The organism is Ensifer sp. Root31 (assembly GCF_001424825.1).
In the GTDB taxonomy this organism is placed as follows: domain Bacteria; phylum Pseudomonadota; class Alphaproteobacteria; order Rhizobiales; family Rhizobiaceae; genus Ensifer; species Ensifer canadensis.
Genome location: NZ_LMCO01000022.1, coordinates 34129 through 48770 on the forward strand (window position 1 = coordinate 34129; position 14642 = coordinate 48770).

At 56.4% G+C, this 14642-nt stretch carries 10 protein-coding genes and 5 pseudogenes; 10 read left to right on the forward strand and 5 right to left on the reverse strand.

What is annotated here, in order from left to right; genetic code table 11:
* The first annotated feature begins 15 nt into the window (after window positions 1–15).
* The 5 genes and pseudogenes from ASD00_RS19600 to ASD00_RS19620 all read left to right on the forward strand — a co-directional run.
* Entirely contained in the window at window positions 16–1620 is a 1605-nt protein-coding gene (locus ASD00_RS19600; protein ID WP_057208476.1) for an ABC transporter substrate-binding protein, read from the forward strand.
* 21 nt (window positions 1621–1641) lie between these two features.
* Window positions 1642–2583 carry an ABC transporter permease gene (locus ASD00_RS19605; RefSeq protein WP_057208478.1) on the forward strand — a complete coding sequence of 314 codons (942 nt, stop codon included), beginning with the start codon at window positions 1642–1644 and terminating at the stop codon, window positions 2581–2583.
* A gap of 179 nt (window positions 2584–2762) precedes the next feature.
* Window positions 2763–3428: an ABC transporter permease gene (locus ASD00_RS19610; RefSeq protein WP_244496092.1), complete on the forward strand. Its 666-nt coding sequence runs from the start codon at window positions 2763–2765 to the stop codon at window positions 3426–3428.
* 4 nt (window positions 3429–3432) lie between these two features.
* Complete coding sequence (locus ASD00_RS19615) at window positions 3433–5043, forward strand: ABC transporter ATP-binding protein (RefSeq protein ID WP_057208480.1); 1611 nt, start codon at window positions 3433–3435, stop codon at window positions 5041–5043.
* Window positions 5044–5512: 469 nt separating this feature from the next.
* Window positions 5513–5836: pseudogene (locus ASD00_RS19620) on the forward strand (transposase); the annotation flags it as partial.
* Between the two features lie 7 nt (window positions 5837–5843).
* On the opposite strand, the pseudogene ASD00_RS19625 reads toward ASD00_RS19620, so the two are convergent.
* Together ASD00_RS19625 and ASD00_RS19630 are read right to left on the reverse strand one after the other, a co-directional pair.
* A pseudogene (locus ASD00_RS19625) lies at window positions 5844–6605 on the reverse strand (IS66 family transposase); the annotation flags it as partial.
* A 117-nt stretch (window positions 6606–6722) separates the two neighbouring features.
* The gene (locus tag ASD00_RS19630) at window positions 6723–7751 is read right to left on the reverse strand and encodes a tyrosine-type recombinase/integrase (protein ID WP_057208481.1); all 1029 of its coding nucleotides are present in this window, start codon (window positions 7749–7751) and stop codon (window positions 6723–6725) included.
* Here ASD00_RS19630 and ASD00_RS40220 point away from each other — a divergent pair.
* Entirely contained in the window at window positions 7735–8232 is a 498-nt protein-coding gene (locus ASD00_RS40220) for a hypothetical protein (protein ID WP_156585690.1), read from the forward strand. The genes ASD00_RS19630 and ASD00_RS40220 overlap by 17 nt on opposite strands.
* Here the strand turns inward: ASD00_RS40220 and ASD00_RS19640 are convergent.
* Window positions 8227–8643 (reverse strand): annotated as a pseudogene (locus tag ASD00_RS19640) (transposase); the annotation flags it as partial. The gene ASD00_RS40220 and the pseudogene ASD00_RS19640 sit on opposite strands and share 6 nt — an antisense overlap.
* Window positions 8644–8906: 263 nt before the next feature.
* Window positions 8907–9047, reverse strand: a pseudogene (locus ASD00_RS19645) (IS6 family transposase); the annotation flags it as partial.
* A gap of 361 nt (window positions 9048–9408) precedes the next feature.
* On the opposite strand from ASD00_RS19645, the gene ASD00_RS19650 reads away from it, so the two are divergent.
* Window positions 9409–10242, forward strand: coding sequence for an IS5 family transposase (locus ASD00_RS19650; RefSeq protein ID WP_057208485.1), 834 nt, complete (start codon window positions 9409–9411; stop codon window positions 10240–10242).
* Between the two features lie 1200 nt (window positions 10243–11442).
* Here the strand turns inward: ASD00_RS19650 and ASD00_RS19655 are convergent.
* Window positions 11443–12525 carry an SDR family oxidoreductase gene (locus tag ASD00_RS19655; protein WP_057208487.1) on the reverse strand — a complete coding sequence of 361 codons (1083 nt, stop codon included), beginning with the start codon at window positions 12523–12525 and terminating at the stop codon, window positions 11443–11445.
* A gap of 101 nt (window positions 12526–12626) precedes the next feature.
* Here ASD00_RS19655 and ASD00_RS19660 point away from each other — a divergent pair, with 101 nt between their 5' ends.
* The 3 genes and pseudogenes from ASD00_RS19660 to ASD00_RS41810 form a co-directional block, all read left to right on the forward strand.
* Complete coding sequence (locus tag ASD00_RS19660) at window positions 12627–13496, forward strand: LysR family transcriptional regulator (RefSeq protein ID WP_244496093.1); 870 nt, start codon at window positions 12627–12629, stop codon at window positions 13494–13496.
* 338 nt (window positions 13497–13834) lie between these two features.
* Window positions 13835–14269, forward strand: a complete 435-nt coding sequence (locus ASD00_RS19665) for a hypothetical protein (protein WP_156585692.1) — start codon at window positions 13835–13837, stop codon at window positions 14267–14269.
* Between the two features lie 82 nt (window positions 14270–14351).
* A pseudogene (locus ASD00_RS41810) lies at window positions 14352–14525 on the forward strand (IS21 family transposase); the annotation flags it as partial.
* Window positions 14526–14642: the final 117 nt, after the last annotated feature.

Consider the following 14642-nt stretch of genomic DNA (forward strand, 5'->3'; position numbering starts at 1 on the left):
GCGATCGGAGAAAAAATGATCAGCAGACGTAAACTACTTGTCGCGGGTGGCACGATCCTGGCAGTTGTTGGCCTTGACCATGCTCGAGGGGTGGACGGAGCAAGGGCACAGGCCCAGGACAATGTCCTGCGTATAGTGCCGCAATCAGGACTCCGGATCATCGATCCAGTCATCACGACCGCAACCGTCACGCGCAATCACGGATATATGGTCTATGATACGCTGTTTGCAGTAGACGCGAACTTCAATGTGCAGCCACAAATGGTGGATGCCTACGAAGTCTCGGACGACAAGCTGACGTATCGTTTCAAGCTGCGGGACGGTCTGAAATTCCATGACGGATCAGACGTTGCAGCGGAGGATGTGATCGCCTCATTGCGCCGTTGGAGCTCAGTTGATTCCATGGGCATGAAGCTTTTCTCCTTCGTGTCCGAACTGGAATCCGTTGATAGTCTCACGTTTACAATGACGTTAACGCAGCCCTACGCGCTGGTTCTGGAAACGCTCGGTAAGCCCGGCGGTCCCGTTCCTTTCATCATGCCGGAACGCATTGCCAAGGCTCCTTCCAATGAGAGCATCAAAGAAGTCATCGGGTCCGGACCTTTCCGCTTCGTCAGTAATGAATTTCAGCCAGGTCTGAAGGTCGTTTACGAAAGGAATCCGGACTACCGGCCGCGCGCCGAGCCGGCGAGCGGCCTGGCGGGCGGCAAGATTGCAATGGCAGACCGGGTCGAATGGATCAATATCCCAGATCCCCAAACTGCGATGAATGCCCTGACGGCCGGTGAAGTCGATATTTGGGAATGGCCGACTTTTGATCTTCTGCCCTCGCTCAAAGACAATCCGGATATTGCCATTAAAGATCTCAACCCACCCGGCGCCAATCTCTATCTGCGTATGAATTGGCTGCAGCCGCCGTTCGACAATGTGAAAGTGCGGCAGGTATTGCGTCATGCCGTCAAACAACAGGACTATCTGGACGCCCAGATTGGCATTGATGAGTATGGTAAGATTTGCCGTTCGGTCTATGGTTGCAATGTACCACTCAGCACCGAGATCGCCGCTGTAGGCGGCGAGGATGTTTCAATCGACAAATTGAAGCAGATGCTGGCGGAAAGCGGCTACAATGGTGAGAAGATAGTCATTCTTGCCCCTACTGACGTCGCCTCGGTAGCGCAGCTTCCCTTTGTTACGGCAGATTTGCTGACGCGTATCGGCTTCAATGTCGATCTGCAGTCGATGGACTGGCAGACGCTGGTAAGTCGCCGTGGCAATAGCGGGCCGATAACACAAGGTGGGTGGCACATCTTCCATTCGGGAAGCGTAACGACCGATCTTATGAACCCGATCGTCAACACCTGGCTTGTCGGACTTGGAAAGCAAGGCGGCTCCGTTGGGTGGCCAGAAGATCCCCAGATCGAACAGATGCGCGATGAATATGCCCGCGAAACCGACATAGATCGCCAAAAGGAACTGGCTGATGCAATTCAGAGTCGCGCACTCGAAACCGCGATGCTCATTCCCCTGGGCACTTACAATTTGCCCACGGCATTTCGCAACAACATCTCCGGGGCCCTGCCTTCGGTCGGGCTAATGGGGTGGAACCTTCAAAAAAATTAATGGATCGGCGAGGTAACACCTATGTTAAGAGTGGTTCTGAGCAGATTGCTCGAAACGCTGCCAGTTCTGGCGGTTGTCACGCTTGCGGTCTTCCTTCTGTTGCGGCTCAGTCCCGGAGATCCCGCTGCTACGTTGGCGGGTGACTCAGCGACCCCGGAAATGATCGCGTCGATGCGACAGAAACTGGGGCTCGATGAGCCCCTTTCTGTCCAGTTTGGTTCGTGGATAGCACAACTTGCGCGAGGAGATTTCGGGATCTCCATTTTATCGCAGCAACCAGTTCTGACAATGGTCGGTCAACGTGTGGAGGCCACGCTATCTTTGGCGCTTGTCACTATGGTCCTGGCCATGACCGTATCCGTTCCGGTTGGCATTTTGGCTGCATCTCGTCAGGGGAGCGCATTTGACCGATTCATTATGGCGGGGACTGTTGCCGGCTTCTCAATTCCAACTTTCGTTGTGGGCTATTTGTTAGTTTACATCTTTGCGATCCAGCTGCGGATACTTCCGGTGCAGGGTTTTACGCCGATCGGAGAAAGTATTTCTCGCTTCCTGTCGCATATCGCGCTGCCGACGTTCACTCTCAGTTTGGTCTACATTGCACTTTTCGCCCGAACGACGCGAGCAGCAATTCTTGAGGTTCTGTCTGAAGACTATATTCGCACAGCGAGAGCGAAGGGACTTGGCGAGATTGCCATCTTGACGAAACACGCGTTGCGCAACGCTGCTGTTCCGATCGTTTCGGTGTTCGGGATCGGTTTCGCGATGATGATCGGTGGAGTCGTTGTCACCGAAACTGTTTTTAATATACCGGGAATTGGCCGACTGGTCGTGGAAGCGGTTTTGGCGCGCGATTATCCAGTGATACAGGGGGTCATCCTCATAATCGCCTCAGTATATATCGTTATCAATCTCGCGGTCGACGTCATTTATATTTTTCTAAATCCAAAAATTAACTACTGAGGTGGCCCATGAGATCGCTAATTCTAACATTTCGAGGGCAGAGCGTTTCCGTTATATTTGGTGTGGCGATTTTGATACTTCTCATTTCGCTTGCGTTACTTGCGCCGCTCGCCTTGACCGTTGATCCTGTGCAAATCGCACCGAGGTTACGTCTACGACCGCCTTCTCCGGATTTCTTCATGGGGACGGACGCGCTTGGGCGCGATATCTGGAGCAGGATCGCGTACGGCGCACGGGTATCCTTGCTGGTCGGAACTGCGGTGGCATTCGTGGCTATAGTTCTTGGCACAGCGTTCGGTTCTCTGGCCGGATACTTCAAGCTGCTGGATATTGTTCTCATGCGCATTATGGACGGGTTGATGGCAATCCCGGGAATCCTGCTAGCGATAGCATTCGTATCCCTTGCTGGGCCGTCGTTGCTGACGGTCACAGTTGCTCTTGTGATCACGGAGGTGCCTAAGGTCGCAAGACTTGTCAGAGCGAGCGTACTCGGCCTCAGAGAGGAACCTTTCGTGGAGGCCGCGATTGGACTGGGAACGCGAACGCCGCGAATTTTATGGCATCATGTGCTGCCCAATGTCGTACCGCTGCTCATTGTTCAGGGAACCTACATATTCGCTTCCGCGATCCTGACCGAAGCAACGCTGAGTTTTCTCGGTGCCGGCTTCTCCGCAGACACGCCGACCTGGGGAAACGTAATGGCCTCCGGCCGTGAAGTTTTCCAGCGTGCCCCTTGGATCGTCTTCTTTCCCGGTATCCTTCTCGCCTCGACGGTTTTGTCGGTAAATCTTCTCGGCGATGGCCTGCGTGATGCCCTCGACCCGAAACTCAAGATCGAACGGTGATGTAATGGCCAGCCAAGCTCCAGTATTAAGCATCCAGAACCTGTCCATCGGGTTGCCAAAGGGCGGAGACAGGGATTTCGCGGTCAACAATGTGAGGTTGGACGTTTTCCCGGGTGAAACCGTATGCCTGGTTGGAGAATCCGGCTCGGGCAAATCGATGACCGCATCGGCCATAATGCGCCTCAACGCATTGCCAGCAACTACGGGCCAGATCTTTCTCGAAGGGGAAGACGTGCTCGCTGCTAGTGAGCGTCGGCTGCGATCACTGAGGGGACGCAGAATGTCGATGATTTTTCAGGAGCCGATGACAGCCCTCAATCCATCTCAGCGAGTAGGTCGCCAGATTGCAGAAGCAATAGGTGTTCATCGTGGTGAGGCCGGCGCGCCGAAGGGAAGCGAATACCAAAGGGTCGAAGAGCTGTTTCGGCAGGTAAGTTTGCCGGATCCGGCGCAACTCATGAGACAGTATCCGCATCGCCTCTCAGGCGGCCAGAGACAACGCGTCATGATTGCGATGGCGTTAGCCTTGCAACCAGTGCTTATCATAGCCGACGAGCCCACCACCGCTCTTGACGTTACGACACAAGCGCAAATCCTTGATCTCTTGAAGGACCTCCAGCGACGCCAGGGATCAGGGATTCTGTTTATCACTCACGATTTTGGAGTTGTCGCCGACATAGCCGACCGTATTGCCGTCATGCGCAACGGGGTGATTGTTGAGCAGGGTACGAGAAACGAGATTCTGAACCACCCGCAAAATGAGTACACCCAGTTTTTGATCAATTCCGTGCCGCGTCTCACACCTAGACTTGCCTCGGTGGAACAGGCACCGATTGTTCTGAGCGTCAAAGCTTTGACAAAGACTTACCAAGATCGAAAGCTGTTTGCAGCCGCTAAGAGCTTCACTGCTGTTGCTGGCGTCGATCTTGCACTGAAGAAGGGACAAACCTTGGGGATTGTCGGGGAGTCAGGCTCCGGCAAGTCTACCGCGGCACGTTGTATAGCGCGACTTATCATGCCGAGCTCAGGAAAGATCCAATTTCGCGACAAGAATCTCGCGCGTATAAACTCAACAGCCTTAAGGCCGTACCGCGCGGCTATTCAGCTCATTTCTCAGGACCCATACAGAGCCCTGAACCCGAGGCGGACAGTGGGCCAATCGATCGTCGAGGGGCCGCTGAATTTTGGAACAGATGCAAAGACTGCTTATAAGCGCGCAGCTGAACTGCTTGAACTTGTGGAAATAGACCGGACAGCGCTTAGTCGTTTCCCCCACCAGTTTTCTGGCGGGCAACGTCAACGCATTGCAATCGCTCGAGCCCTTGCAATGGACCCGGACGTCCTCGTTGCGGATGAGGCGGTTTCGGCGTTGGACGTATCGGTTCAAGCCCAAGTGCTAACTCTGCTAGAAGATATCCGCGATCGTCTCAATCTCAGCATGCTTTTCATCACGCATGATCTTCGTGTTGCAGCGCGTATATGTGACGAAATCGCTGTGATGAAAAAGGGCCAAATTGTCGAGTACGCTTCAACGACCGAACTATTTGCCAATCCGCAGCACGCTTATACCCGCAACCTTCTTCAAGCTCTTCCTGGCCGAAACTGGCTTCTTTAGGTCGGAGCGCACATCCAACGGTTGACAGTTGTGGTGATGCATTGGGCGGCGAAGAAATTCTCTGCGAAAATGATAATTTCAGGCCGTCACTCGATCCGCGCGGGGAGCTGGCTGCACGAAGCGCAACGTTAGTGGAGCGGAGGAAGCTGGGCGGCTGGCGCTTGGGAGGGGCCAAGGGGGCAGCGCCCGCCCGGCCCTCTGTCGTGAGAAAAGTGGAGGCTTCAGCGAGCGGGCCGTGCACGACGGCACTTCAAAGCAGTGACTGCACAAACCCGAACGCGCAGTAGATATCCATCGTGATCCGATAGATCATGCGTTGACCGCCCGTCTGGTTGGTCAAGGGCATGATCGCCAGATCGGCCCCGGATTTGCGGGCGGCGTAATAACCGTGAGCGCTACGAACAGCCCACCTTTCCTTTTGCGATCGAGGCCGCGAGATAAGCTCCTTCACCGATAGGAGCGGAACGGGATGGTTGGATATCGCGCTGATGCCATGCTTGAAGTCATGGATGAAGGCATGCATGAAGCCAAGCATGAGGGAAAATATCGTCGGATCGAGGTGATTACCGGTCGTCGCCAGCGGCGGAATTGGACTGACCAGGAGAAGGCGCGGATCCTTGCGGAAAGCGCGGAACCCGGAGTGAACATCTCGGCCGTTGCCCGGCACTGGGGCGTCAATCGCGGTTTACTGAATGTTTGGCGTCGGGATGCCGGGCTGACCACTCGTCCCTCGGCCAAGGTCTGTGTGCAGCAGGCGATGTTCGTGCCGGTAACGGTGGTCGGCGATCAAGCGTAAGCGGTTAGCCGACCACGCTCGACTCGAAGTTCCACGGCATCAGAGCGTCGATATCCTGCGCGGGCCATCCGTTGGCCATGCGAACTAAGGTCTGTGTCAGCCAGGCGAGCGGATCGACGTTGTTCATTTTAGCTGTCTGCAAAAGCGTGGCGATCGTGGCCCATGTGTTGCCACCGCCTTCGCTTCCGGCAAATAGACTATTCTTCCGTGTGATCGTTTGGGGACGGATTGCGCGCTCGACGATATTGGAGTCAATCTCGATGCGGCCGTCACCGAGAAAGCGTTCCAGAGATTGTCGGCGGGTCATTGCATAGCGGATCGCTTCCGCGGTCTTGGACTTGCCAGAGACCTTCGCCAGCTCCTTTTCCCAGATGTCAAAGAGGTTGGCGACAATGGCCGCAGACCGCTCTTGTCGTGCGACAGCACGGATGTTGGCATCCTTTCCCCGGATCTCGTCCTCGATCTTCCACAACTCGCTCATCGCCTTCACCGAGGCTGTCGCGGCGTGATTGATACCACCGATATGCAGTTCGTAGAATTTGCGCCTGACATGCGCCCAGCACCCTGCCAACGCGATGGTCTCGTTGCTGCCGGCCTTGACCTGCTCTTTGACCATGCTCGTATAGGCGCCGTGCCCATCAACCTGGAGAATGCCGTTGAAGCCGCTCAGGTGACGGGCCACACAGCGCCCACCTCTGCTGTCTTCAAATCTATAGGCGACCATTGGTGGCCCTGATCCCCCGAACGGCCGATCATCACGTTTATGTAGATCTCTACATAAACGTGATTATGTGCACCTCGTGATTATGCGCAGATTGCTGAGGCAGGAGGCTTTAACCGTCGGATTCTCGGACGACTTCCGGCTGGCGAACTGCGCATAATTTCAGAGACTCATCAGGAACTGCATGAGCTGGTCCGGCGGACGATATCGACCTTGACTGGACGTCATGGGCTGCAGTCGGTTGAGTGTACGTTCCTTCATCGCGAGATCTGCTTGAAGGTACATATGCGTCGTCGCGGAACTCTCATGACCGAGCCACAGAGCGATGACGCTGATATCGACGCCGGACTGCAGGAGATGCATCGCCGTGGTGTGGCGGATGGTGTGAGGCGAAATCGAGCGGCTCGCGAGTTGCGGGTAACGTTCCGCCGCAGCCGATACCGCAAGTTCAAAGCGCTGGGTGACGTTTGAACGCGCCATGCGCCCTCCGCTTCGGTTCGGAAACAGGAAGTCATCCTCGCTTGCGAAAGCCAGCCGACGTTTCCAGTTACGGATCAAGCCGACTGTCGTACGCCAGAGCGGCACGCTACGGTCTTTACGTCCCTTACCATGCAAGTGTGCAACCGCCGCGCCATCGACGATAACCTCGCCGACGCGCAGGCCGATGGCTTCGGACACACGGGCGCCAGTGTTGTACATCAGGCTGAACAGCGTGCGGTCCCGTTCACCTGCCCAGGTCCGCGCATCCGGCGCCTCAAGAATCGCCTGCATCTCCTCGCGCGAGAGAAATCCCAGGACCGGCCGGTCGAACCGTTTCATCGGAATGGCCAGTGCCTGTTGGATGACGATGAGCGCAGTCAGGTCGTAATGGGCGGCATACTTCAGGAAGGAGCGAAGTGCCGCCAAGCGGGCATTGCGCGTGCGCACACCGTTGCTCCGTTCCTTCTCCAGATGGTCGAGGAAGTCCAGGATCAATTGCGCATCAAGATCGGCCAAGATCAGCCGGGTGGGCGCCTTGCCAATCTTCGCTTCGGCGAAGCCAAGCAACAATCGAAAAGTGTCCCGGTAGGCTGCGATGGTGCGAGGGCTGACAGCTCGCTGGTTGCCCAGATGTTCGACGAAGAAGCGTTGAAGCAGGATGGGGAAGGACGGTGTCGGGTTGGGATCAGACACGATGATCTCCTCCGACATTCGCTGCGAAAAGCTCGAAACGCCTGCCAGAGACCGCCATGAGTTCTGGGACGGCGGTCAGATACCAATAGGTATCGGAGATTTTGGCGTGGCCGACGTAGGTCGAGAGCGCTGCCATCCTATTGTCGATATCGGCGCCATGTTCGTGCCAAAGCTGAACGCGGCGGCAAATAAAGGTGTGGCGCAGGTCATGGATGCGCACTTCACGATGGCCGCCCCGCGGGGCCCAACCGAGTTTGGTACGAAGCTTCTGGAAAATCTTATTGATCCTCGATGCTCCCTTCTTTGTCGGCGTCTCGGGGCGAACTCCATCCAAACGTCAGGTTCACTGGACCTTTCAGCAATTACGCCGCGACGTCGCCAGTATAAAGACGCCTATCGGCTCTGCTACATCGTATGCGGCGTCTCCGTCCCATTGATTATGCAGTTGCGCCGGTCAGATCGTGGGCTTGCTGGGGACTCCCGGACGTGCTCATTATGAGGCGCTGGTCCGTTGCGCATAGGCCCATGGCATGAGGGCGTCGATATCTTTGGCGAGATGGCCATTTGCCAGGCTGATGAAGAGATCTCGCAGGTAGGCGTAGGGCTCGACACCATTCATTTTGCAGCTTCCGATCAGGCTGGCAAAGCGGGCCCAATTACGGCCGCCCTCGTCATGCCCGGCAAACAGCGCGTTGCGACGGTTCATGGCCGGGCTGCGTATGGCGTTTTCGACCAAATTTGAATCGATGTCGACGCAGCCGTCGTCGAGGAAGAGCCGGAATCCCTCCTGACGTTTCAGCATATAGGCCATGGCCTCACCGAGATCGGACTTGCGCGAGACGCGTGCGGCCAGAGCTGCCAGCCAGGTGAAGAACTCATCTACCAATGGGCGGGACAGGTGTTGGCGGACATCGCCCTATTTCGGTTAATCGCGGATAACGTGGCGGTTGGGGGAGTGACCGCCCTTTTTACCGTTCCTCATTTGCCGGAACAGTCCGAAACCTCGCTGTGCGGTTCGCTTCCACTCCAGTTAGAGTTTCTCACCGCCTTGCTTACGTCGCCCAGCGATCCGTTCGAGACCGAGAAATTGGAAACATTCGGGCTTGATGTACGGCTATCGGTTCCGTTGCTAAGTTTGGAGCTGCTTAAAGTTAGCCTTATTCGAAGACGCAATTACGCTGCAAGGACCTTGAATTGCTCTTTAAGGGAGCGCGCCTTCGTTGAAGCAAACAGGCCTTGCTGCTTGCGCATCATGTGAACCAGCTCGATGCCAGCCAGCGTAATGGCGGCTGTCCATTCCCGCTCAAAACCGATGCCAGGACCGGCAGAGACCAGTTCAGCAAGCTCACCACAATCCACACCTTAGATTGCAACGTCGCTTTTCCACTCCCTGTAAATAGTGCATTGTCCGTCGCCGAGAGGAGGCCATGATGAGCTACGACTGGGAAGGTGCCCGCAGGCGGCGTTTCCGACACGCGAGAGTGTGGCTGCTGGTAGCTCTGTGTGCGTGGCTAGCCGCCATCGCTTTGGAATCGTGAGACTGAAAAAGCCGTCTTCAAAAGCTTATCGAGACCCCTCCATGATTGAGGCAGCCTAAGAGCCTGACCGAAAAAGAGTTGAGTGAAATCAGCCAGTTGTGATTCTGTTTGTTTGCTTAGGACGAACGGAGACCACAATGGGCTGGACTGATTTCACCCGTCGGCAATATGCCCGACGCGCAATGCGGTATGCAAGCGATCTGACGGACGGGGAATGGGGATTGATCTCGCCTTGCCTGCCTGAACCGAGGCGGCTGGGCAGGCCGCGCAGCACCGATCTTCGCGAGGTCGTGAATGCGTTGCTTTACATCGCCACGACGGGGTGCCAGTGGCGGATGAGGCCCAGGGATTTTCCGCCTTTTACAACTGTGCAGTCCTATTTCTACGAATGGCGAGCGACAGGGTTATGGGGTCGGATCAACCATCATCTTGTGATGGAGGCGCGTGAATTGGAAGGCCGGGAAGCCTCGCCGTCTGCGGGCGTGATCGACAGTCAAAGCGTGAAAACCACGGAAAGCGGCGGAATTTCGGGCTATGACGCGGGCAAGAAGATCAAGGGACGCAAGCGTCATATCGTCGTCGACACGCTCGGACTGATGGTCGGCCTCATGGTTCACAGCGCCGATATTCAGGATCGCGACGGCGCGCCTGCCGTCCTCAAAACCATTCTCAAGCGCTGGCCGTGGTTGAGACATATCTTCGCCGACGGTGGTTATGCCGGACCGAAGCTGAAGGGCGCACTGCAAAAGATCGCTGCGTTCACTCTCCAGATCGTCAAGCGGACCGACAAGGCCAAGGGCTTCGAGGTTCTGCCGCGTCGCTGGGTCGTGGAGCGCACCTTCGCGTGGCTTGGCAGATGCCGACGATTGGCGAAGGATTGGGAAAAGTCCGTCGCATCAGCCGAGGCCTGGATCACTATCGCCCACATCCGGGTCCTGACACGACGCTTGGCAAGGTACGGATATTGTTGAAACCTTTTCGAGTCAGGCTCTAAGATGATGCTGACTTTGAATAGCTAAGGCCGATGAGGAGTTGTGAGAAGTCGACGACCCGAATGAGCTCACGCGGCTCATGGAAGTGCCGCACACTGAGGCCAGAAACAAGACCGCACTCGATCACATTCTCATCGGAAAACCTTCTTGGTGACGGACGGCCGATAAGGCGCCACGCTGGATGCTGCGCGCACCCGCGGCTAAAGGCCGCGTTGGGCCGCGCCGCGAACTAGCCCTGTTCCAGCCCTACATCTGCGGCCAGCTCTGCTAGCCGGAGTAGCCATCGTCGAGCGAGCCGGGCGGAGATGCTCGGGAACAAAGCGCGATTCAGCGGCGCTATCGACGAGATCAGGACCCATACGTGCCGATCAATGGCGCCTTCGCGGTTGCCGTTAATTTGAGAATCCGGCCGCTTAGATCCTCAGCTTTAAATGCTAAACCAAGCCGAAACAGCCGCATTTTCACTTTTACTGGCAAGCGACAGCTATCTTGGGCGCCCTAGCCATTCAATGTGTCGCCTCGGCTCATGCCGCGACGACAATGATACGTAGACGCCTCGATTAGGCTCGTTCTGCCGCTATCGTCGAATTGTGAAGGCACCGGTCTAGGCCAATAGCTCGGGACCGAAAGCATCAGTGTGCGTGGACAACACGCGTTTGCCTAGCCCTGGCATGAACGCAAGGAAACAAGTCCGATAGCCGAGCCTCCCAGGTGTTCGCGAATACCGATTGGGCATGTGGTCTTGGGTGATTGGGCGGACACAAAGGCATCGAGATAGTATGTCTCGTCGCCGCTTGGCACCGCGAGGTAGACTGTTTCTCCCGTCCTTTCGGCTATTACCTCCAGATCGGACCGCAACCGGCCTCGCAAGACGCCATCATCTCCCGCAAATGCGCGCGCCGAGATGGTAGCGGGTGTCCCCCACGCGATGCTGGACGTCACCGAGAGTGTCCAGTGTCTTAAGGATGTTGTGCGCAGTCGTCTTTTCAAGGGTGGCCTGTCCCGGGCGATAATCTCAAGCATCGCTACAGCCCGCTAGATCGACTGCCGCGTGTCGGCCACAATGCCGTTCGTTCTATGCCTGTTTTATTCAAGCACCGCAACGCCACCTCAACCGTTACGCGTTGATCAAAGTTGAATATTTGCCGTTGCTTGCCAGAACAACCCGACCGCTATTCGTCAAGGCACTATTTTCTGCTGCCTCAGCCGCTTCAACGCCGCGATAAGCGCGTTATGCGTGTCAGCGCAGCCATTGAACCCGGCCTGACGAATCTTGATCGTGCTCTGGACCATATCCGCGTCCATGTTGAACCAGCCATCGACGAACGCCCACGCGGCAAGACGCTCCCAGGAAATCGAGCGCAGCCCATGGCGCAAAATCATTTCCTGCCACAGGTCCCCCTTGTCCGCCATTTGCTCGGCCAGTTGCATCGGTTGGGGCGATGCAACATCCATATCAAAGACAGAGGCTATTTCAGGCCAGACATGCTGCCAGCGGAAATTGTCCCCGTTGGTCACGTTGAAGATTTCACCACGCGCAGCTTGGCTGGTCAGCGCCCATTCCACCGCTTCGGCGAGAACGCCGGCATCGGTGGCTTGATGCAGCGCCGACCATGCGCCCAGGCTGCCGGGAAACCGCAATGGGATACCCAGTTCCTTGGAGACAGAAGCATACGCCGCAATGCCCATTAGCATGTTCATGGGAGACCCGATGCTCGGCCCCAGCATTGCGTCCGGTCTGAGCACCGTCCAGTTGAAGCCGTCGTTGCCGGCCCTTTCCCACAAAAGGTCTTCCTGATCGTTATAGAATATCGGCCCCATGAAGCGGGCGTCACGTTCCTTGGCAGGTGTTTTGTACGCCCCGAGATGTTCTCCATAGGACTTGCCGCCACCGATCAAGACAACATGACCGGGACGGGCACCGGCAGCCCGTAGCCCTTCGAGCGCATTGCCCAGAATGGTGACATTCGGTGCTACCGCCGCGGCCATGGTCTCCCGCTCGATATAGGCACAGAATACCACATCCGTAACATCCGACATCGAAACCAAAGCTGAAACCGTCGTTGTCGCGTCGAGAAGATCGACCTGTACATGGGCGGGAGCAGGTTTTCCGTCGAAGAGCATCCCCGGAGCGGAGGAGCGGCCAACCGTCGTTACATTCCAATGCGGCCGACCGAGAAGGTGCGCCACGACACCGGTGCCTATCACCCCATATCCCCCGAATACGACAATATGGCGTCTGGTTCCCTTTGTTGCTGACATATCTAGCTCCAGTCATTTTCTTGGATCGCCGAGAAATAGATCGCAACTGACGCGTGCGGTAGTATCATCTCCGGAACAGGATTGATGATTCGAGGTAACGAGTGACGCGCGGCTCTGATCGCCTGAAGGAAATGGAAGTCTTTGTGAAAGTCGTGGAGTTGGACGGTTTAGCCCCAGCTGCACGGGCTCTCGGTTTTGTGCCGTCTGCAGTCAGCCGAACAATTGGCCGCCTCGAAACTCGTTTGGGAACAAGGCTGTTACGTCGGTCAACGCGCCGTCTCGCCCTGACCGACGAGGGCGAACGTTTTTATCGTCGCGCAGTCGCCATACAGGCCGAAGTGGCAACGGCAGAACGGGAGGCCGGCGGCGCATCTTCACCGATGGGGCGTGTGCGGATCAACAGTTCGGCCAGTTACGTCACACATGTTCTTCGACATATCGTCCCAGCTTTCCTCGACATATACCCTGGCATTGCTCTCGATATTATACAGACCGACAGTGTGACGGACCTGATCTCCGACGCAAACGATATTGCAGTACGCGCCGGACCAATGCCAGACTCGGAACTGATCGCAAGGTCGCTTGGCGAAACCACCATCGTTACCGTTGCGACACCCGCCTGGATCGAACGACAAGTCGACGCCGGCTCTGCGACTGGGCAAATCGGCTTCACCTATCGGCGAGTTGCTGAATTGTGGTTCTCCAGTACGGAGAGCGAGCGCGAAAGGATCCGCGTGAGTGACGGCGAAGGTATGCGCCAATTGGCACTTGCGAGTGTCGGGCCTGCGCGTCTGGCGTATTTTACCGTGCGGGACGATCTTCAGTCTGGGCGACTGAGACTACTCTGTCCGGAAGATACTGCCGAAGAGCGCGAGCCCTTTCATGCAGTCTTTCTTGGACCGCCTCGCAATCTGCCTGCGCGGATCCGTGTTATGCTCGACTATCTTGGGGAGCACGGCCGGGTGAGCTGAGCACGCGCGAAACCCGTTACCGCCCCATAGGCGCGGAAACACTGCCGGTCCATCGAAGACACAGGGAGCCGTCAGCCGGTCGTATGCTCGGGGCTGATCACTCAAGGCGATAAAAGGAGCGTTCACGAAGAAGATCACGACCATTTGAGAAATTGAGGACCCAGGCGATTCCGGCGCCGGCGTGCCCGCCCACAGCGTGCAACTGACGATGAAGAAGGTTTAACTCAAGTCATGGCCCATTCGTACGCAGGGAAAATGCATATGGACGTCTCAAGCAGGAATTCTCTTCTGTTTGCCTTCAGGATCATTCTTGTTCTGGTGGGGTGTCAACAGACCCGTTGACGGTCAATGCCCAAACTGAGGATCAACTGGTCCTGGAAATTGTCGACGTTACGAACCGCTACTCAGTCGCAGTCATATCAGCCAGATTATGTGGCAAATTTGCATTTTCAGATGATGCAGAATCCGAAGCATTCATGAGTAACTATCGTCTTGCGAAGGTGTATGCGGCGCGCGTTTTCATGGAAGCGCACCCGAATGCGACCCGTGACCAGCTGGTTGAGAAGGCGCAATCCATGGATCGGCAGCTCGAAAAGGGACTCAAGAAGTTTCATGCGGCGGCAGGGTGCTCGCACGAGATAATCAGAGACGACATCAGGTGGTTCACGGAATTCAGAACCATTCCCCAACAGCGCTTTCCGGACAAATGTGCCGACTTTACATCATTCCGGGCCTTGGCCGGTGAGTGGTTGAAAACAAACCGAGTGCGCTGATCGAATTCTTCTTCGAATACCAACCTCGCGCCTGCAAGCGCTTCTCGGTCACTTACATGGCTGACTGCTGAAGAGCGTCCATGACGGTGATCGGCAATTGGTGACCATCCTCGGCTGTGTTCCAGCCGACGATCTGGCCGCCGTTGAGGCTGCCTGCCAGGAGGCGCTCGATCAAGACGTCTGCTCGGCGTAGGTGATCCTCAACATATTGGCAAGGCGTTGGGATCCGGCCCCGGCCGCAACCCTGCAAACCCCAATCGATGTAGTTCGGGAGATAGATCGCTCGCCGTCGTTGGTGCGGTAGACGACCTCGCGCCCAAGCATGCCATCTTTCTTCATCACCCTTTGCAAGCTTATCGCGCTCCTGAAGACC